Source organism: Flavobacterium ajazii, assembly GCF_010614725.1.
Classification (GTDB): domain Bacteria; phylum Bacteroidota; class Bacteroidia; order Flavobacteriales; family Flavobacteriaceae; genus Flavobacterium; species Flavobacterium ajazii.
In genome coordinates this window covers 131,608-150,668 of the sequence record NZ_JAAEHL010000006.1, presented here as the reverse complement: position 1 = coordinate 150,668, position 19,061 = coordinate 131,608, and the positions used below count along the sequence as shown (strand labels likewise).

The window sequence follows — 19,061 nt, the reverse complement described above, 5'->3', positions numbered from 1 at the left end:
GATTATTTATTTAGAATTACAGCAGCTTCTTTTGCGAAGTAGGTAGAGATAATATTAGCCCCTGCACGCTTAATGCAATAAAGTTGCTCTATCATAATTTTGTCATGATCCAGCCATCCTTTTTCTGCTGCGGCCTTTACCATAGCGTACTCACCAGATACCTGGTAAACAGCAACCGGCACATGAACGGCATTTTTTACCTCACGAACAATGTCCAAATAAGCCATTCCAGGTTTTACCATAACGATGTCTGCACCCTCTTCAACGTCTAATAATGCTTCACGAATTCCTTCAATTCGGTTGGCATAATCCATCTGATAAGTCTTTTTATCTTTTGGGATATTTTGAGAGTCTACAGGAGCAGAATCCAATGCATCACGAAACGGTCCATAAAAAGCTGAAGCATATTTAGCACTGTAACTCATAATCCCCACGTTGTGGTGACCATTTTCTTCCAAAGCTTTTCTGATGGCCAAAACCCTTCCGTCCATCATGTCGCTTGGAGCTACAAAATCGGCCCCGGCTTCTGCGTGGCTTAGGCTCATTCGTGTCAAAGCATCAACTGTTGCGTCGTTGATCAACTGACCGTTTTCTATAATTCCATCATGACCGTAAATTGAATACGGGTCTAAAGCGACATCCGGCATTACAATCATTTCCGGAACAGCATCTTTAATGGCTCGAATAGTTTGCTGCATCAATCCGTCTTTATTCCAGGCTTCAACACCTTTATTGTCTTTTAGGTGGTCGCTTACTTTTACATAAATATTCACTGCTTTGATTCCCAAATCCCAGGCTTCTTTTACTTCTTTGATGGTATTGTCTAAAGAGTGACGGTAAATTCCGGGCATAGACGGAATGGCGACTTTTACATCTTTTCCTTCAGCCACAAACATTGGAAGCATAAAATCCTGTGGACTTAAACTGGTTTCACGAACTAAAGAACGAATAGACTCATTGGTTCTTAAACGGCGGTTTCTTTGTAATGGGAACATAGAGTGTTTTTTTTATAAAATCTAAAACGAATATTTATCTGTAAATAGTTCATATTCATTTTAAAGTGAAATTAAAATAAGTGCCGCAAAGTTAAAGAAAAAACGGCCAAATAAAGAGTCAGCAATGCGGTAGAATTCGTTAATATTATCTAAATTCGTATCGCTTTTTTAAACTTCTATGAAGAATCTTCTTACGGAATGTTTTTTCAAATTTAAATCTCCCAAATGAAGAAAATATTTGTATTATGCTGCTGTCTGCTCTTAACAAGCTGTTTTGAGATAACAGAAAGAATTAAACATCATGACGATCAGAGTGGTGAATACACTTTGATGGTTGATTTTTCGAAATCATGGCTAAAGACCAAATCGGCTATCTGGCTGGAAGAAGTGGATGGCGTGAAAATCCCGAATGAACAGGAAATTGCACAGAAACTAAATGATTTTAAATCGAAAGTTTCAAAAATGGAAGGAATTTCGAATGTATCAACCAAAACCGATTTTGACCGGTATGTTTTTATTATCAAATTAGATTATAAAAACCTGAAAGCCCTAAATGAAGTTGTAAATACTTTAAACAAACAGAAAAATCAGATTCATTTTACGGCCGACTCCAGGAGTTTCGAAAGAATTGCATCGTACCCAATTCCGGAAAACTTACTGAAGGATGAAAAGAAAAAGGAAGATCTGGAAAAAGCCAACATCATATCTATTTATACTTTTGACCGTGATATAGTAACAGCAAGTAATACCAATTGCAAAATTTCCCCAAATAAAAAGACTGTTTTTTTGAAGCAGAGTATGTACAGTGTGCTTAAAAAATCATCATTAATGAATAACAACATTCAGTTAATTCCATAATTATTATCAAATAATATTTTCAAACATCTACAATGAAACAAATTTTTACTTTTTTAATTCTTTTTACGTTCGGTTTGACTTATAGTCAGTCACTTCCTAAAAAGCAGGATTATTTTGTTCAGTTTAATGGCAGTCAGCTTTCTAAAAAAGTTAATGTTGCTGAGGTTTTAAATCATTCTCTCTTAAAAAATGCGAAAGAGAAAATGAAACTGGACGTCAATGAATATGCAGATCTTATAAAATTAGACCAAAAAATAACTGTTCATGGAAATTATTCAGACAGCATACCGTATTATCAGGTTACAATTCCGATAAAAAGCAGAGGCGACATTAAGAACTTTTTAATTCAAAAGGATCAGGAAAATGCTTCATCTTCAAAGTTACTGATTGAAGATTTTGGTCAGTATTCAGTTTATAATTCAGCAGATAAAAAGACAACCGTTGCCTGGAATGATAGTTATTTGGTGATCTTCGGCTTAACAAAAAAATATTCATATAATGATTATGCTTTGGCACCACCTGTGGTAGATGATACCGTAGCTGTGGTAGCGGAATCTCCGGTAACAGAAATGGTAGTGGAAACAATTGAAGAGCCTGTTGTAGATACTGCGTACACAGATAATTATTACGCTAATTTTCAAAAAGAACAGACTGCTTTTGACAGCATTCAGGCTATCAGTCAAAACAGATTTATAAAGTTGCTTTTTGAAAATGGTTTTACGGTTCCGTCTTCAGACAAAGTTCATGAAAATGCGGATATTTCCTGTTGGGTTGATTATGGTACAGCAATGAGCAGCTTTAATTCGGCTTATATGGCTTTGGCAAAGTTTACGACGTATAATAAATTTTTACCAAGTCAGAAGAACTTAGGCAATTTTGTAAAAGGTGTGAATGTCAATTTTTATTTTGATAATGATAATGCGCGAATCGAGGAAATTGTAGAATACACTAAACCAATCGCCGATTTGGTGGGTAAAATCAGTAATCGAAAAGTCAATAAAAACATCTTTAATTATTTTCCTGCTCAAAAACCGCTTGGTTATTTGACCTATCATTTTAATACAAAGGAAATGCTGAATAGTTTTCCGACTTTGAGTGCCGAGGTTTTCAACAATCCTTATATTTTGAAAGAAGATATTGGTGTTGTAACCGATTTGATTTCGACAATTATTGATGAAGAAGCCACAGCGACTCTTTTTGACGGTGATTTAAGCATGTTTCTTTATGATGTCACCGAAAAGGAGGTTACCACAAAAACTTTTGAATATGATGAAAATTATGAATCAAAGGAGGTTGTGAAAACGATAAAAAAAGCAATACCGCAGTTTTCAGTAATTTTTACTTCAACACATCCTACTTTTGCTGATAAACTGATTCAATTGGGAGTTCGCAAAAACGTATTAATTCAAAAAGGGAATTATTACGAAATAAAAGGAACTCAGGAATACGGTGGTTTGTTTATTTTTAAGGAAAAAGATGTCGTAATTGTTGGGAATAATATTGACGCTATTTATCCAAAAGACAATTCGTTTTCTAAGGAAGTTAAAAAAGAATTGAAGCAGAATTATATTTCGGCTAAAATAAGCATCGATAAATTAGTAACAGCTTATTCTAATTCAGGTGAAGCTAAAGGATCTGAACTTAAAGTCCTGAATCGTCTGGCGCAGCAATTCAGTGACGTTACATTGTATTCAGCCAAGAAACTGATTGATAATAAGCTGAAATTTGAGTTAAAATTAAATTCAGTAAAAGCAGACAAAAATATTATTCTGCAGACATTGGATTTAATTGACGAATTAAATAAATAAAAAGCAAAAGCCCTAAATATCAATTTTAGGGCTTTTTTATGTCTTGTTGTAAAGGATTAAATCCAGTCTACAGGATTCTCCAATACTTTTATTAATTTTTCCTCTTCACTTCCTGTTTCCGGGTGATGATCGTAAACCCATTGTACGTGCGGTGGAAGGCTCATCAAAATACTTTCGATTCTTCCATTAGTTTTTAAACCGAATAAAGTTCCTTTATCATGGACCAGATTAAACTCAACATAACGACCGCGACGGATTTCCTGCCAGTTTCTGTTTTCGGGCGTATAAGAAAGGTTTTTTCTTTTTTCTACAATTGGAACATACGCTTCAAGAAAACTATTTCCAACTTCAGTTACAAAATCGTACCAGTTCTCCATTGACATTTGCTCATTTGTTTTGCAATAATCAAAGAATAAACCGCCAAGTCCGCGGGCTTCGTTACGATGTGCATTCCAAAAATACGAATCGCATTGTTTTTTATATTTCGGATAAAAATCCGGATTATGTTTGTCGCAGGCAATTTTACACGTTTGATGAAAGTGTTTTGCATCTTCTTCAAACAAATAATAAGGCGTTAAATCCTGTCCACCGCCAAACCATTGTTGGATAACATTTCCAGACTCATCGTACATTTCAAAATAGCGCCAGTTTGCATGAACGGTTGGAACCATCGGGTTTTTTGGATGAAGAACCAAACTTAATCCGCAGGCAAAGAAATCAGCCTCTCCAACATTGAACATTTTTTGCATGGTTTCAGGAAGTTTTCCGTGAACGGCTGAAATGTTTACACCACCTTTCTCGAAAACAGCTCCGTTTTCAATAACACGTGTTCTTCCGCCGCCGCCTTCAGGACGTTTCCATAAGTCTTCACGGAATTTTGCAGTTCCGTCAACAGCTTCTAATCCAGCGCAAATCTGGTCTTGTAAATTTTGTATGTATGCGTAAAATTTATCTTTCATTGTAATTATTTTTGGCCTTCACCGAAGCTATTTTAGCATTAATCCCAAAAGAAAAAGCTTTGCTTTCAGCTTGAATATATTGGTATACAGCCAAAGCTTTATCTTCAAAATTATAATTTTCTTCTTTAGAAAATTCGACTAAAACATCTCCGAATTGCTCTAAATGTTCCCAATCAAAATGAAGACGTATTAATAATGTGATTAAATCTTCATTAGTTTGGTTAGACAAAGTTTCGAGGTTTAACCCAATTTCTTTTAATTGGTTTTCAATGTTTTCCTTTTCCAGATTGTTTAAAGGATAAGGGACATAAACAAGAGTTCGTAACGTTTTGAGGACGTTATCGATTCTTATTTTTTCTTCGTCTCTTAGACCTTTGTTGAGCATTTTATAAGTTGTTGGTTGCTGGTTTATGGTTGATAGTCATTTTATCCAACAACCATCAATCATAAACTATCAACTATTATTGCCCGTATTCCTTCACCGCGTCAATAAACGCTTTTGCGTGATCTACAGGGATATTTGGTAAAATTCCGTGACCTAAATTTACTATGTATTTATCTTTTCCGAACTCATCAATCATTTCGTGAACCATTTTCTTGATCGTCGGAATTGGAGAAAGCAATCTTGATGGATCAAAATTTCCTTGTAACGTAATGTTTCCGCCAGACAAATAACGAGCATTTCTTGCAGAACAAGTCCAATCTACTCCAAGAGCAGAAGCACGGCTTTTACCCATGTCGCCAAGAGCAAACCAGCATCCTTTTCCGAAAACAATAACCGGAGTAATATCCGCTAAAGCGTCAACAATCTGGTTGATGTATTTCCATGAAAATTCTTGATAATCAACAGGAGATAGCATTCCTCCCCAAGAATCAAAAATCTGAACGGCATTTACACCCGATTTTACTTTTTCTTTTAAGTATAAAATGGTAGTATCTGTAATTTTTTGCAATAAAGTATGCGCTGCAACCGGGTTTGAAAAGCAGAATCCTTTTGCTGTATCAAAACTTTTAGAACCTTTTCCTTCAACAGCATAGCAGAAAATGGTCCAAGGCGAACCTGCAAAACCAATTAAAGGAACTTCATCGTTCAGCATTTCTTTAGTCAATTTCACAGCGTCAAAAACGTAACCTAATGTTTCGTTTACATCTGGAACAAAAACTTGATTTACTTGTTCCATTGTGCGAATTGGATTTGGAATAATAGGACCTAAATTGTCTTTCAATTCTACATAAATTCCCATTGCGCGAGGCACAACCAAGATATCTGAGAATAAAATTGCAGCATCAGGAGCAATTCGGCGAATTGGTTGCACTGTAATTTCTGCAGCTAATTCTGGCGTTTCGCAACGCGTAAAGAAATCATATTTATCACGAAGTTCTCTAAACTCTGGTAAATATCTTCCTGCCTGACGCATCATCCATACCGGTGGACGCTGTATTGTTTCTCCTTTTAATGCTTTTAAAAATAGGTCGTTTTTTAACATCTCTTATTTGTTTTTCCTGCAAGGTTTTCAAAACCTTGTAGGTATTTATTATTTAATTATTTAAACCCGACAGGTTTTTAAAACCTGTCGGGTTTGCTATATATTACTTATATTCGTGAATTACATCTTCGATCACGTCTTCAATTGTGGGTTGATCTGCGACGATGATGTTTTTTGTGATTTTTGATAAGGCTTCTGCAGTGGTATCACCAATACAGAAACAGATTTGTTTATTTATGGTATTGTGTTTCAGGTAACTTTTAACTCCAGACGGACTAAAAAACAAAATCGCTTCTGGATTTACTTTTATTTTCTGAGGTTGAAGCGTAGTTTCGTAAACCTGAATTTCATTGAATTTAATTCCGTTTTCTTTTAAAGCTTCTGGCAAAGTATCTCTTCTTAAATTTCCGCTGAAAAAAGTAAAGCTTTCACTATTGTAAATCAAAGTGATAATTTCTGCTAAATCTGAAGCGTAACCAGTGTAAGCCACAACATTAAAACCGTTTTCTTCTAAAAGATTTTTGGTTTTAAGTCCAACGCAATACACGTTTTTCTTTTTTAATTCTACTGATTTGGGATTGGATAAAACACTATGAACAGCATTCTGACTCGTAAAAATCAGACTTTCGTTTAGGTCTTTTAATTCGAAAGGTTTGTTTTCGGTTTTAATGAAATCGGCTTCGATTAATTCAACGCCATATTTCATTAGCTCTTGTTTATGAAGAGGTGATAATATTTTAGTAGATACTATTTGAACTGGATTTGCCATTATTTTTTCAGGGATTCTTTAATCTGCTTCATTAATTCAGTTCCGCCATTATTCAAGATTTCCTGAGCTGCGTTGAAACCTAATTTTTTCCACTCCGAAATATCGACCGTTTTATTGATTTCAATTTTTTGTTTTCCGTCAATAGAAAGTAAAACTCCTTGAAAATGCAAAGTGTCTTCATCTTCGTTATAGGTAACTAAAGATCCGATTGGTGCAGTACATCCGCCTTCAAGCGTTCTTAAAAACTGACGTTCGATATAAGTACAAATTTCCGTTTCGATATCATTTAATTGAGAAAGTGCATCCAATGTATAATTGTCATTTTCCATTGCCACTACAAGCATTGCGCCTTGAGCCGGTGCTGGAATCATCCAGTCTAAATTGATATAATTTTCAGGTTTTAAGTTGATGCGCTCCAAACCTGCAGCTGCAAAAACAGCTCCGTCCCAATTATTGTCTTGAAGCTTTTGCATACGAGTGTTTACGTTTCCACGTAAATCCACTACTGTATGATTTGGGTATTTGTTCAGCCAAAGCGCCTGACGGCGTAAACTTCCGGTTGCAATCGTGCTTGGGTTCGCAAAATCAGGATTTCCTTTATGAACTAAAATATCCAGAACATTGGCTCTTGGCAAAACAGCTCCTTGAACAATTCCTTTTGGCAAAGAAGTAGGAACATCTTTCATAGAATGTACTGCAATATCAACGTCACCATTAATCATGGCGATGTCAAGCGTTTTAGTAAAAATTCCAGTGATTCCTAATTCGTAAAGTGGCTTATCCAGAATAATGTCACCTTGAGATTTTACCGCAACAATTGTGGTTTTATAACCTAAATCGTTTAGTAATTTCTCGACAGTATGTGCTTGCCAAAGTGCTAATTCGCTGTCACGCGTTCCAATTCTGATTGTTTTTTCAGCCATGTTTTGTTTTTTGAACCATATAAGTTATATAAGTAAATTTAAGTAGTTTGGGTAAAACACAGTTTTTAAATGAACTTATATAACTTATATGGTTTAAATTTTTATTTAAGATGCTTTTATTTTGAAGACTTTTTCGATCCATTCAATGCTTTCATCGACCATGGTATCATCGTCTTTTAAATGATTTGCAAAATGAGTAGTGATTTTCTGGATGATTCGGTTACTAATGATTTCAGCCTGCTCTTCATTAAAATCAGCAATTTTTTTACTTTGAAAATCCAATTCCGATATTTTAATAGCGTTCAATTTTTCTTTTAGCGCATTAATTGTTGGAGCGAACTTTCTCCCTTTCATCCAGGTAATGAATTCTTCTTTGATTTCTTCGATGATGGCTTCAGCTGCCGGAATGTGTAATTTTCTGTTTTCCAATGTTTCATCCGTCAATTGAGACAAATAATCCATATGGATTAAAGTTACGCCTTCTAATTCCTCTACGTTTTCATTTACATTTTTCGGAATCGATAAATCCAGAATCAACAACGGTTTTTTAAGATTCAAAATTGCTTTGTCAACAGTTGGGTTTTGTGCACCTGTTGCTACAACGACAACATCGGCTTTTTGAAGTTCTAGGTGTAACTCCGAATAATCTTTAACAATCAAATTTAGTTTTCCAGCCAGTTTCTCAGCTTTGTCTTTCGTTCGGTTGATTAAAGTAATATGTTCGTTTTTAGTATGTTTTACCAGATTTTCGCAAGTATTTCTTCCAATTTTTCCGGTTCCGAAAAGCAGAATGTTTTTGTTGCTGATATCCTCAACATTTTTAAGGATATATTGTACCGATGCAAAAGAAACCGAAGTTGCACCGGAACTGATTTCAGTTTCAGTTTTAATTCTCTTGCTCGCCTGAATAACTGCATTTACCAGTCTTTCCATAAAAGCATTCGCTAAACCTAAAGATTTTGAATGGATAAAACTGGTCTTAATTTGAGATATAATTTCAAAATCACCTAAAATCTGACTGTCTAAACCAGTTCCTACGCGAAATAAGTGATTGATTGCTTCCTGATTTTTGTAAACGAAACCCACTTTTTGAAAAGCGTCAACAGAACCATTACTGTTGTCGCAAATCAATTTGATTAATTGAAAAGGGTGCTCTGCAAAACCATAAATTTCGGTTCTGTTGCAGGTTGAAGTTACTATTAAACTTTCTATTCCATCGTTTTTAGCCTGTTCCAGCAAACGAGTCTTTGCAACGGCATCCAAGCTAAATTGACCTCTGACCTCAGCATCAGCTTTTTTATAACTCAGACCAACTGAGTAAAAATAAAGGTGTTTCGGTACGGTATTGTTTTCCATAAATTCACTTTCATAAAAGTGCAACAAAATTATTACTATACCATTGATAAAAATAACGCTAAAAGTACTTTTTATGTCGCTGTATGTTTTTTTGAACCTAAATAGGTGTTTTTGAGTAAAAAGGACTACTTTTGTAGCAAAATCAACTCATTAGAAAGGATTAGTTTAGAGTCGTTCTAAATAACATTTGAACTTTGTTTTGATTTTCGTTTCAAAAAAATATCGCTATGGGTTCTCAGGAAATTATAAAAATTGAAGACGACTTTACGCTGATCCGTTTTCAAAACGACGGTGCCGAACCATTTTTTGCACAGTATGAAATTGTAGGTACAGGCCTGATACAGTTTCATTTTGGGATAAAAGGCAATGCCAGATTTTTGTTCAATCAGGGCACTTATGCTTTAGAACTAAAAGAAGAAAAATCATTGCTTTTGTATAATCCGCAGAAAGAATTACCTCTTAATTTAGAACTCGCTCCAAACTCGTGGGCGATTTCAGTAATAGTATCGATCAAAAAATTTCACGCATTATTTTCTGCCGAAGCCGATTATATTACTTTTTTAAGTCCAGACAATAAGGATAAGAAGTATTATAACGAAGGAAACATCAGTCCATCAATGGCAATTGTGCTGAGTCAGTTATTTCATTACAACCTTCATCCATCCATAAAAAACCTGTATTATAAAGGAAAAGGATACGAACTATTAAGTCTGTATTTCAACAGAACCGAAGATCCAAACGCAGAACAATGTCCGTTTTTGATTGATGAGGACAATGTTTTGAAAATCAGAAAAGCAAAGGAAATTGTAATTGCCAATATGGCCGAACCGCCAGGATTACAGGAATTGGCAGATGAAATAGGTCTGAATTTGAAAAAACTTAAAATGGGTTTCAAACAAATTTATGGCGATACGGTTTATGGTTTCTTATTCGATTACAAAATGGATTTCGCCAGAAAACTTTTAGACAGCGGTTCTTATAATGTAAACGAAGTAGGATTGAAAATCGGTTACAGCACAGGAAGTCACTTTATAGCTGCATTCAAAAAGAAATTCGGAACAACACCAAAAAAATATTTGATGTCGATTAATGCGAATGTTTAATTTGTTAGTCACGAATTAGTACAAAATAAATAATCTGCTCAATCTCCCGAATCTGCGAGAGAAATTGATTTTAGATATTCCACAATAATTAAAAAGTAATAAATATCATATTTCGATAAAGTATCATGAAATACTTTTGCCGAAATTTTAAAAACAAATAAAAGCTTAAAAGCAAGATACATAATGAAAGGCGTATTATTAGTAAACTTAGGATCACCAGATAGTCCAACTCCAAAAGATGTAAAACCTTATTTAGATGAATTTTTAATGGATAAATACGTGATCGACGTTCCGTATTTATTGAGAGCATTATTAGTTCGTGGTATTATCTTAAGAAAGAGACCGGAAGAATCGGCACATGCTTACTCAAAAATTTGGTGGGAAGAAGGTTCACCATTAGTTGTTCTTTCAGAAAGAATGCAGAAAAAAGTGCAACCTTTAGTAAATGTTCCTGTTTCGCTGGCAATGCGTTATGGAAGCATGACTATTGAAAAAGGACTTCAGGAATTGAGCGACAAAGGAGTTACAGATGTAATGCTTTTTCCATTATATCCACAATATGCAATGGCTTCGACTTTGACAATTTTAGTGAAAGCAGAGGAAATTCGTAAAAAGGAATTTCCACATATGAAGTTTACAGATGTTCCGGCATTTTATAACAAACCAGATTACATCAAGAATTTAGCAGATTCTATTCAGAAACATTTAGTAGGATTTGATTATGATCATTTGTTGTTTTCGTATCACGGAATTCCGGAACGTCATATTCGTAAAACAGACGTAACAAAATCGCATTGTAAAATTGACGGTTCATGCTGTAACACGCCATCTCCGGCGCATGAATTCTGTTACCGTCACCAATGTTACGAAACGACAAAACAAGTCATTAAATTATTGGGACTTCCGGAAGACAAATACAGTTTGACTTTCCAATCTCGTTTGGCAGGTGATAAATGGTTAGAACCTTATACAGATGTTGAAATTGACAATATGCCTGCAAAAGGAATTAAGAAATTGGCAGTTGTTACACCAGCTTTCGTTTCTGATTGTCTAGAAACTCTGGAAGAAATCGCCATGCGTGCCAAAGAAGATTTTGAAGCAAATGGCGGAGAAGAATTCTTGGCAATTCCTTGTCTTAATGATGATGATGAATGGTGTCAGACGGTTTCGAATTGGATTAATGACTGGGCTAAATAGAGAATAGAAGAAAGAACAAAGACTTTAGAAGAAAGAGTAAAGAAAAAAAACTTTATGATGGAGTACTATAATTACTTAAAATCGTTACACCTTATTTTTGTAATTACTTGGTTTGCGGGTTTGTTTTATATTGTGCGTTTGTTTGTTTACCAAATAGAAGCCAGTGAAAAACCTTCGCCGGAAAAAGAAATTCTTCAGGCGCAATACAAAATTATGGCCTACCGTTTGTGGTACATTATTACATGGCCATCGGCGGTTTTGGCGAGTATTTTTGCTTTTTGGATGCTGCTCTTCACCGATTTAGGAAATGCCTGGCTTAAAATGCCTTGGATGCACGTAAAACTATGTTTCGTTTTCCTGTTGTATTTATACCACGGAAAATGTCATCAGATTTTTAAACAGCTGCAAAATAATGAGGTGAAATATTCGAATAATTTTATGCGCTTATGGAACGAAGGCGCTACGATTATTTTGTTTGCTGTTGTATTTTTAGTGGTTTTAAAAAGTGCCATCAACTGGATTTTCGGCGTAATCGGAATTATTTTATTCTCGGTTTTAATTATACTGGGATTTCGTTTTTATAAAAGAATTAGAGAAAAGAAATAATGATAAATTGTGAATTGTTAATGGTAAATTATAACGCAAACCGAATAATTCATAATTTACAATTCACAATTTATAATTAAAAAAAATGCTAAACTTCAAAATGTCAATGCTCTCACTTCGTACCAGGATATTCCTGTCGATGATTGTATTGATTGTTGTGGCATCTTTTTTATTAGCTTCCATTTCGATTATTCAGTTTAAGACTGAGGCCAAAGAATACCATCAGGAACGTTTAGAACGAAAAGAAAATGCGGTGAAAGAACACATTAATTATGTTCTTTCAACTACAACTTATCCGCTAAAGACCCAAAATCTGGATTTGATTTTCAAAGATAAAATCCATGAATTAGCTCAGATTCACAAAATTGAAATCAATATTTACAGCCTTAACGGAAAATTATTAAAATCATCAAAAGAGTCTTTTGCCGTTGATAAAGCACCGCCGCCAATTCCGGATTTTATTTTAAAACTCGTTCGCTCCTCCATCGAAAAACGTTTTGTAGATATTAAAACCATTGACGGAGTTAAAAACAGGTCTTCCTACAGTTTAATTAAAGACGAAAAATTCAAACCCCTTGGAATCCTGAATCTTCCGTACTTAGAGGACGATGGTTATTATGACAATGAGCTGAATACATTTTTGATCCGTTTAAGTCAGGTGTATTCTTTCATGCTGATTGTGGCTTTTGCATTGGCTTATTTCCTTTCGACTTATATTACAAAATCTTTAAAAACCATTTCCGATCGTTTAGAAGAAACCAATTTGGATCAGAAAAATGAAAAGATTGTTCTGGAAGCCAACAGTAAAGAAGTTAACTTTCTGATTAGAGCGTATAACGGAATGGTAGACAAGCTCGAAACGAGTGCCATCAAATTAGCACAAAGTGAGCGTGAAGAAGCCTGGCGGGAAATGGCAAAACAGGTTGCACACGAAATTAAAAACCCACTTACGCCAATGCGTCTGACGGTTCAGAGTTTCCAAAGAAAGTTTGACCCTGCTGCTCCTGATGTAAAGCAGAAAATGAACGATTACTCTGAAACCTTAATTCAGCAGATTGATACCATGACGGCTGTAGCTTCGGCGTTTTCGAACTTTGCTTCGATGCCGGCACAGCAAAATGAAACCTTAAATGTTGTTGAGGTTGTTGAATTGGCTTTGGATATTTTCAACGAAGAATATATTTCTTTTGAAAGTGATGAAGAAGAAATTATATCCAAAATGGACCGTACGCAGTTAATCCGTGTAATTACGAATCTGGTTAAAAATGCCACTCAGGCTATTCCGGAAAGTCAGTTTCAGAAATCAATTGTAGTTAGTGTAAAAAGGCTAAACGAGGATGTTGAAATTGCAGTGAAAGACAACGGAATCGGGATTCAGAAACAAGATATTAGCCGAATCTTCGAACCAAAATTTACGACCAAAACCAGTGGTATGGGACTTGGTCTCGGAATTATCAAAAACATCATCGAAAATTACAAAGGAACGATTACCTTTGAGTCAACTTACGGAAAAGGAACTACATTCAGGGTTATCCTGCCTATTACGAACTCATAAAATAAGCGTCATGAACTACGAAAATATTTTAATTTCTATAGAAGAAAAAATAGCAACGGTAACGATTAACAGACCTGAAAAGCTAAATGCTTTGAATAAAGAGACTATCAGCGATCTTAGCAAAGCAATTAAATTATTAAGTAAAAATGAAGATGTTCGCATTATAATTTTGACCGGAAGCGGTGAAAAAGCTTTTGTGGCCGGTGCCGATATTTCTGAATTTGCGAATTATACTATTGTAGAAGGTGTGCAACTGGCTGCTGAAGGTCAGGAATCTCTTTTTGATTATATTGAGGGACTTAAAAAACCGGTTATTGCAGCAATCAACGGATTTGCATTAGGAGGTGGATTAGAATTGGCGATGGCGTGTCATTTCAGAATTGCTTCTGATAATGCTAAAATGGGATTACCAGAAGTAAGCTTAGGATTAATTCCGGGTTATGGAGGAACACAACGCCTGCCTCAATTAATAGGTAAAGGCCGTGCAATGGAAATGATTATGACCGCAGCAATGATTACTGCTGAACAAGCTAAAGATTACGGTTTAGTAAATCATGTTGTGCCACAAGAAGAACTTTTGTCTTTTACAAATGTCATTGCGCAAAAAATCATTAAAAATGCTCCTTTTGCAATTGGAAAAGCAATAAAAGCAATCAATGCTAATTTTGAAGATGGTAAAAATGGTTTTGATACTGAAATAAAATCATTCGGGAAATGCTTTGGAACGCAGGATTTTAAAGAAGGAACCACTGCATTTTTAGAAAAACGCAAAGCCGAATTTACAGGAAAATAAGCTATTCCACAAAGTCACACAAAGATCACACAGGGATTCGCAAAGATTTAATCCATTTAATCTTTAGCTAAAAAATGTGACCTTTGTGTTTATATAATAAACAAAGATTGTAAAAGTTTAGAACCTTAAAAAATGTCCTACGAACCAATATTTGCCCTTTTTTGTGAACGGGTTAAAGAAAGCATCAAAAGCGGAACTTTCGCAAAACTGACTTTGGCCAAAACCATGGGCGATACCGAGATTAAAAACATATATTTTAGATTAGTTCTAAATGAAGATGATACATTTTCGATTTCGCTGACAACACGTTACAAAACAGAAGAAATTGAAAGCATTCATACTTTAGAAGAAGCTTTGCTAATCTTAGGTTCGTATATTAAAAAACCGTTTCTGACAGCTTTGCTTTTTACTACAGACAATGATGTGACTTTCAAAGTAAATAAAAAGAACGCCGGAAGTATTATTGAACAGGACCCGACGTTTAAAAATGCTTCTCCGGTAATGCTGGAAATGTTAGAGAAGGGGATAGTCTAAAATTTTTAAAGAAGAACTTCTCCAATACAACTCGAATTACAGAAATCAATATATTTAATATCAATAAAATGAACAGAAAAATTACCATTTTTATAATGACCTTAGCTTTTACGAGTACGGTTGCTATTGCCCAGACTAAATTGAAACAATATAAAGCCGGTCATACCTTTGATATTAGTTTACCGGATTATATGAATAAAACGGCAGGGTTAAACACTTCTGCGGCTATTCAGTATAAAAGCGAGGTTAAAGAAGTTTATGGATGTGTAATTTATGATACTAAAGAAGAATTAGGTTACATCGAATTAAACTACACTTCTGTAGATGATTTTTATAATGATTTTATGAAAGACTTTTTAGCAGATGAGGAGAAGAAAACGATATCAAAGCCTGTTTCTAAAAAAATTGGGGATATTAATTTTATAGAGGCGGATGCTACTTATTTTGATAAAGAAGCCAATATGGAAATCTATTATTTGGTTGGAATAGTTGAAACTAAAAAGTCTTTTTACAAAGTAATGTCCTGGACATCTAAAGATAAGAAAGATACATTTAAAGCCGATTTTCAAAAAATATTATATAGTTTGAAAGACTAATTTAAAAGCCCAAAAGGAAAAATTCTATTCTTTTTGGGCTTTTTGATTTTCTGAAAAGATATCTTTTACTTTTAGAGTTTAAAGAACTTGTAAACTCTGAACCTTTGCACCTAAATTTCAAAATAGAATTCTCAGATTAATATTTCTTTATGATAAGAACAGTTTCAAAATGCTAATTTTGCATTCTGTTTAATAATACAAAAATGAAACTCTCCAAACCAAGATTAGCTCTAATCTGCGGTATTCTCTGCATCTCAATTTTTCCCATATTGGTAAAATTACGTTTGACTCCGGGATTAATTTCTGCTTTTTACCGAATGTTTTTTGCGGTGACTTTGCTTTTACCTTATGTACTTTTGAGCAAAAACTTTAAGTTGCCAACTTTAAAATTCACTCTTTTAGCAGCACTTTGCGGAATTTTATTTGCATCAGATGTAGCGGTTTGGAATATCGCCATTCAAGATTCGAGTGCTACACAGGCTTCTTTGTTGACGAACTTATCTCCGGTGTGGGTTGGAATCGGTTCTTTTTTGTTTCTGAAATCAAAACCTGCAGCTAATTTCTGGATTGGAACCATAGTGTCTTTATTCGGAATGGTGACTTTAGTTGGCTTTGAATTTTTTGTCGAATTGAATTTCGATCAGGCTTTTCTTTTTGCCGTATTGTCCGGTATTTTATATTCAATTTATCTTTTGGTCAGCAAAAATGTACTTTCAAAAGTGGATGTTTTATCGTTTATGACCATCAGTTTATTTGCTTCAAGTATCTATTTGGGAATTTTGTGTTACAGCCTAAATGAACCTTTCACCGGGTTTTCAGATACAGGCTGGTTTGTATTGGTATTGCAGGCTGTAATTTGCCAGTTGTGTGCGTGGCTTTCGGTTAGTTATGCAACACAGCACATGCGGGCTACGAGAGTTTCTCTGAGTTTGTTGAGTCAGGCTGTAATTACCTCAATATTAGCCTGGCTGTTTTTGGAAGAGCAAATAACATTGCAGATGGTTTTAGGTGGTATTATTCTACTTTTCGGAATCCGGATTACTTTTTACGATAAGACTATTTCTCTAAAATTTTTATCTTATAAAAAATAGAAAATATAAAAACTCCCTTTTGTTTAAGAATTGAAACAGAATGGAGTTTTTATTAATATTTAGAAATATGCGATAATCTATTTTACTTCGGTAACATCATCCATTTTCCAGGTTTTCTCAAAAAAAGCTTTTTCAGGTCCATAGAAACGAGCCAGTAATTCAAATTTTCCTTTCGGATCTGTTGGAACCCAATTACTTTCTTTACCTTCTGGAGCTTTTGCACCAAAGTAAATATCAACCGATCCATCAGCATTTTTTTGAAGTCCCGGAGATGTTGAAGCTCGACTGGAATATTTCATGTTTTTGATCAAGGCATGAGTTTCGCGATCATAAACCGTTATTGACCAATATAACTTTACAGGGACCTTTGGCGGTAAATGTAGTTGATACAATTTTGATCCGTCAAACTCTTCACCTTTATCATCTTTAATTGACATTAAGTAATACTGCCCCGTTCCTAAATGTTTAGAACTGAAATAAGCCATTGAATAACTAATAGCTCTATCGCTTACCGGATAAATATTAGGTATTGTATAATTTGACATTAAAGCTTTTAGAACATCCGGAGATGCAGGTAATGCCCAATTGGTTCCGTTATAAAAAGACGGTTTAAAAATAGCTTGATATCTGCTGTCAATCCATTTTCCGGCATTTTTTATCGCTGCTTCAAGGATTTCTTTTTTTCTTGTATCTGCTTCAAAAGGTTTCCCTTTTTCGATACCAACTGATTTCAAAAAATCAATCATAACTAAATCTCTTGGTAACCAAGGCTCGCGTTGTACAAACTCATTTAATACTTCGAAAAAATGAAAATTATAAGGAATTGTGTTGCTGAAATCAACTTCTAATAAATCTAAAAACTGAGTAGCCGGAGGATTTGCTGATTGTGAATAAGGATAAATTTTAACCCGTTTTCCGTATTCAACCGCACGTTTAATATCATTTGGGCTTCCGTCAGTAAGATTGGAACGCAAAATTGCAAATCCTGTATAAGTTGAAGAAGGCATCGGAATATACCCTGAAGGTACTTTGTCTTTATAATCTGGCGGAAGAATTATATATTTTCCTCCTTTTCCTTTATCTACACCTGCTGGGCCGATGTCTTCAATTGCTGTCTGCCAGCCGTCATCAAGACTTCCCGTAAGTGAAGAAGCTCCATCAACTGCCGGAATTTCTAAAACGACCGGCCCTTTCCTAGTATCATATAAAGGATTGATATAGATAACATCAGGGTTAGGTGTTAATGTCTGGTTTTTTGAATTAATCAGTCCTGACCAATAAATAATTTGATTGAAATTACCTTTTGCTTTTGCTAAACTTTCATTTAGCAATTCAAAATTCACGGCTGGAATTCCCCAAACTACCGCTTCAAATGCACGATTATATAGTACTTGTTCGTCTAAACTTGCAGGTTTAAACTGAGATGATGATGTACTGTCAGAAACATTTGTAGTTTCATTTTTTGTTGTAGATTTTGTACAGGAGATCAAAAATACAACTACAACGAGAGACAAAATTTTTGATTTCATAATTTATTTTTTTAGATGAAAACTTAAAAATGCATATTAGTTCGGAAACACAAAAGCTACAACGGCTCTCAATCCCCAATCGGGTTTTATGGATTGATGTCCGACTATCGGAATTAAGGGCTGTACAGAGAACTGAACAATCTGATCTCCAAATTTGGTAATTCCTCCCATCATCGGATTTAGAGAAATTAAAGTAGTATTGCCTTCCCAGTTCTGAGTAATTTCTGCATTGACTCCCCAATTTGCACCACTTTTATAACTATGAGACATAAATATCTGTGTATAAAAACTATTAAAATCAGCGCGATCAGAAGCTCCTGCAACTGACCAAATCTGATTGGCGATAAAACCAACCGAAAGACCTTTTCCCTGATGCATTACTAAGACACTGGGACCAACACCAAATTTTTCTGTTCCCAATAATTTTTCTGTGGCCGTTGGTACCAAAAATGCCGGTCCGACTCCGTATATTATTTTTTCGCTTTTTGGCGCAAAAAATGCTGTAACTGTAGCATCACTTAAGCCAAATTCATGTGAATTTAGTCCTGTAATATTTCGTTGATCTACTACAGGAAGAATCCATCGGCTTATTAAGTTTAAGTTGTCATTCAATTTAAATGGAATAACAGGTTGTACATTGATAGTATATTTTACACCATTGTACGGACCAATTCCGTAGTTGAGATTATTCTGAAGCGGTACACTAATTAAACTAGCTACAGGATTTGCTAATTTATCAGCAAGTTCTTGTGCACTGTTTCCCGGTTTTGTTGGCTCTTCCTGAGCATAAGAATTAAAACTTAAAAAAAAACAAAGGATCCCCAGAAGGAATTTGAAAGCTTTATGCGATACATGTTTCATATTTTTAATTTTACAGATTCTTCTTTTAGATTAAAATGAAA

Annotated in this window: 19 protein-coding genes; 10 read left to right on the top strand and 9 right to left on the bottom strand. The window is 34.7% G+C overall.

The genetic code is table 11. The features are described from left to right. Positions 1–2 precede the first annotated feature (2 nt). Positions 3–995 carry a porphobilinogen synthase gene (hemB, locus tag GWR14_RS12590; protein ID WP_163409374.1) on the bottom strand — a complete coding sequence of 331 codons (993 nt, stop codon included), beginning with the start codon at positions 993–995 and terminating at the stop codon, positions 3–5. Between the two features lie 225 nt (positions 996–1,220). Here hemB and GWR14_RS12585 point away from each other — a divergent pair, with 225 nt between their 5' ends. Both GWR14_RS12585 and GWR14_RS12580 read left to right on the top strand, forming a co-directional pair. Continuing rightward, positions 1,221–1,853, top strand: coding sequence for a hypothetical protein (locus GWR14_RS12585; protein WP_163409373.1), 633 nt, complete (start codon positions 1,221–1,223; stop codon positions 1,851–1,853). A 32-nt stretch (positions 1,854–1,885) separates the two neighbouring features. Continuing rightward, positions 1,886–3,661, top strand: coding sequence for a hypothetical protein (locus GWR14_RS12580; RefSeq protein ID WP_163409372.1), 1,776 nt, complete (start codon positions 1,886–1,888; stop codon positions 3,659–3,661). A 56-nt stretch (positions 3,662–3,717) separates the two neighbouring features. Here GWR14_RS12580 and hemF read toward each other — a convergent pair whose 3' ends face one another. The 6 genes from hemF to hemA all read right to left on the bottom strand — a co-directional run bounded on the left by hemF (position 3,718) and on the right by hemA (position 9,155). Further along, entirely contained in the window at positions 3,718–4,620 is a 903-nt protein-coding gene (gene hemF / locus GWR14_RS12575) for an oxygen-dependent coproporphyrinogen oxidase (RefSeq protein ID WP_163409371.1), read from the bottom strand. After that, on the bottom strand, positions 4,610–5,005 hold the full coding sequence (locus tag GWR14_RS12570) for a hypothetical protein (RefSeq protein WP_163409370.1): 396 nt from the start codon (positions 5,003–5,005) through the stop codon (positions 4,610–4,612). The genes hemF and GWR14_RS12570 overlap by 11 nt, the downstream gene beginning before the upstream one ends. 76 nt (positions 5,006–5,081) lie before the next feature. After that, positions 5,082–6,107: a uroporphyrinogen decarboxylase gene (gene hemE / locus GWR14_RS12565; RefSeq protein ID WP_163409369.1), complete on the bottom strand. Its 1,026-nt coding sequence runs from the start codon at positions 6,105–6,107 to the stop codon at positions 5,082–5,084. Positions 6,108–6,210: 103 nt separating this feature from the next. Then, the gene (locus tag GWR14_RS12560) at positions 6,211–6,876 is read right to left on the bottom strand and encodes a uroporphyrinogen-III synthase (protein ID WP_163409368.1); all 666 of its coding nucleotides are present in this window, start codon (positions 6,874–6,876) and stop codon (positions 6,211–6,213) included. Continuing rightward, positions 6,876–7,799 carry a hydroxymethylbilane synthase gene (hemC, locus tag GWR14_RS12555; RefSeq protein WP_163409367.1) on the bottom strand — a complete coding sequence of 308 codons (924 nt, stop codon included), beginning with the start codon at positions 7,797–7,799 and terminating at the stop codon, positions 6,876–6,878. The genes GWR14_RS12560 and hemC overlap by 1 nt, the downstream gene beginning before the upstream one ends. Before the next feature lie 105 nt (positions 7,800–7,904). Beyond that, complete coding sequence (gene hemA / locus GWR14_RS12550) at positions 7,905–9,155, bottom strand: glutamyl-tRNA reductase (protein ID WP_163409366.1); 1,251 nt, start codon at positions 9,153–9,155, stop codon at positions 7,905–7,907. A gap of 227 nt (positions 9,156–9,382) precedes the next feature. Here hemA and GWR14_RS12545 point away from each other — a divergent pair, with 227 nt between their 5' ends. The 8 genes from GWR14_RS12545 to GWR14_RS12510 all read left to right on the top strand — a co-directional run bounded on the left by GWR14_RS12545 (position 9,383) and on the right by GWR14_RS12510 (position 16,630). After that, entirely contained in the window at positions 9,383–10,258 is an 876-nt protein-coding gene (locus tag GWR14_RS12545; RefSeq protein WP_163409365.1) for an AraC family transcriptional regulator, read from the top strand. Positions 10,259–10,441: 183 nt separating this feature from the next. Then, positions 10,442–11,455 (top strand): ferrochelatase, encoded by a 1,014-nt coding sequence (gene hemH / locus GWR14_RS12540; protein WP_163409364.1) that lies wholly within the window; start codon positions 10,442–10,444, stop codon positions 11,453–11,455. Positions 11,456–11,512: 57 nt separating this feature from the next. Then, the gene (locus tag GWR14_RS12535) at positions 11,513–12,061 is read left to right on the top strand and encodes a CopD family protein (protein WP_163409600.1); all 549 of its coding nucleotides are present in this window, start codon (positions 11,513–11,515) and stop codon (positions 12,059–12,061) included. Positions 12,062–12,200: 139 nt separating this feature from the next. Then, positions 12,201–13,616 (top strand): sensor histidine kinase, encoded by a 1,416-nt coding sequence (locus GWR14_RS12530; RefSeq protein WP_163409599.1) that lies wholly within the window; start codon positions 12,201–12,203, stop codon positions 13,614–13,616. A gap of 10 nt (positions 13,617–13,626) precedes the next feature. Continuing rightward, on the top strand, positions 13,627–14,409 hold the full coding sequence (locus GWR14_RS12525; protein WP_163409363.1) for an enoyl-CoA hydratase/isomerase family protein: 783 nt from the start codon (positions 13,627–13,629) through the stop codon (positions 14,407–14,409). Positions 14,410–14,541: 132 nt separating this feature from the next. Further along, the gene (locus GWR14_RS12520; RefSeq protein ID WP_163409362.1) at positions 14,542–14,943 is read left to right on the top strand and encodes a hypothetical protein; all 402 of its coding nucleotides are present in this window, start codon (positions 14,542–14,544) and stop codon (positions 14,941–14,943) included. A 68-nt stretch (positions 14,944–15,011) separates the two neighbouring features. Next, a complete protein-coding gene (locus GWR14_RS12515) occupies positions 15,012–15,539 on the top strand; it encodes a hypothetical protein (protein ID WP_163409361.1) in 528 nt (175 codons plus the stop codon). A 203-nt stretch (positions 15,540–15,742) separates the two neighbouring features. Beyond that, positions 15,743–16,630 (top strand): DMT family transporter, encoded by an 888-nt coding sequence (locus tag GWR14_RS12510; RefSeq protein ID WP_163409360.1) that lies wholly within the window; start codon positions 15,743–15,745, stop codon positions 16,628–16,630. 77 nt (positions 16,631–16,707) lie between these two features. Here the strand turns inward: GWR14_RS12510 and GWR14_RS12505 are convergent, their stop codons facing one another. Continuing rightward, complete coding sequence (locus tag GWR14_RS12505) at positions 16,708–18,159, bottom strand: DUF1254 domain-containing protein (RefSeq protein WP_163409359.1); 1,452 nt, start codon at positions 18,157–18,159, stop codon at positions 16,708–16,710. A 36-nt stretch (positions 18,160–18,195) separates the two neighbouring features. Further along, entirely contained in the window at positions 18,196–19,020 is an 825-nt protein-coding gene (locus GWR14_RS12500) for a hypothetical protein (protein WP_163409358.1), read from the bottom strand. Positions 19,021–19,061 lie beyond the last annotated feature (41 nt).

What these genes read in the sequence shown, in the direction of transcription:
- GWR14_RS12535 (WP_163409600.1), top strand. Translation starts at nt 11,513, where the DNA reads ATGGAGTACTATAATTACTTAAAATCGTTACACCTTATTTTTGTAATT.
- hemF (WP_163409371.1), bottom strand. Translation starts at nt 4,620, where the DNA reads ATGAAAGATAAATTTTACGCATACATACAAAATTTACAAGACCAGATT.
- hemH (WP_163409364.1), top strand. Translation starts at nt 10,442, where the DNA reads ATGAAAGGCGTATTATTAGTAAACTTAGGATCACCAGATAGTCCAACT.
- hemB (WP_163409374.1), bottom strand. Translation starts at nt 995, where the DNA reads ATGTTCCCATTACAAAGAAACCGCCGTTTAAGAACCAATGAGTCTATT.
- GWR14_RS12500 (WP_163409358.1), bottom strand. Translation starts at nt 19,020, where the DNA reads ATGAAACATGTATCGCATAAAGCTTTCAAATTCCTTCTGGGGATCCTT.
- GWR14_RS12585 (WP_163409373.1), top strand. Translation starts at nt 1,221, where the DNA reads ATGAAGAAAATATTTGTATTATGCTGCTGTCTGCTCTTAACAAGCTGT.
- GWR14_RS12570 (WP_163409370.1), bottom strand. Translation starts at nt 5,005, where the DNA reads ATGCTCAACAAAGGTCTAAGAGACGAAGAAAAAATAAGAATCGATAAC.
- hemE (WP_163409369.1), bottom strand. Translation starts at nt 6,107, where the DNA reads ATGTTAAAAAACGACCTATTTTTAAAAGCATTAAAAGGAGAAACAATA.
- hemC (WP_163409367.1), bottom strand. Translation starts at nt 7,799, where the DNA reads ATGGCTGAAAAAACAATCAGAATTGGAACGCGTGACAGCGAATTAGCA.
- GWR14_RS12580 (WP_163409372.1), top strand. Translation starts at nt 1,886, where the DNA reads ATGAAACAAATTTTTACTTTTTTAATTCTTTTTACGTTCGGTTTGACT.
- GWR14_RS12530 (WP_163409599.1), top strand. Translation starts at nt 12,201, where the DNA reads ATGATTGTATTGATTGTTGTGGCATCTTTTTTATTAGCTTCCATTTCG.
- GWR14_RS12505 (WP_163409359.1), bottom strand. Translation starts at nt 18,159, where the DNA reads ATGAAATCAAAAATTTTGTCTCTCGTTGTAGTTGTATTTTTGATCTCC.
- GWR14_RS12525 (WP_163409363.1), top strand. Translation starts at nt 13,627, where the DNA reads ATGAACTACGAAAATATTTTAATTTCTATAGAAGAAAAAATAGCAACG.
- GWR14_RS12520 (WP_163409362.1), top strand. Translation starts at nt 14,542, where the DNA reads ATGTCCTACGAACCAATATTTGCCCTTTTTTGTGAACGGGTTAAAGAA.
- GWR14_RS12545 (WP_163409365.1), top strand. Translation starts at nt 9,383, where the DNA reads ATGGGTTCTCAGGAAATTATAAAAATTGAAGACGACTTTACGCTGATC.
- GWR14_RS12510 (WP_163409360.1), top strand. Translation starts at nt 15,743, where the DNA reads ATGAAACTCTCCAAACCAAGATTAGCTCTAATCTGCGGTATTCTCTGC.
- hemA (WP_163409366.1), bottom strand. Translation starts at nt 9,155, where the DNA reads ATGGAAAACAATACCGTACCGAAACACCTTTATTTTTACTCAGTTGGT.
- GWR14_RS12560 (WP_163409368.1), bottom strand. Translation starts at nt 6,876, where the DNA reads ATGGCAAATCCAGTTCAAATAGTATCTACTAAAATATTATCACCTCTT.
- GWR14_RS12515 (WP_163409361.1), top strand. Translation starts at nt 15,012, where the DNA reads ATGAACAGAAAAATTACCATTTTTATAATGACCTTAGCTTTTACGAGT.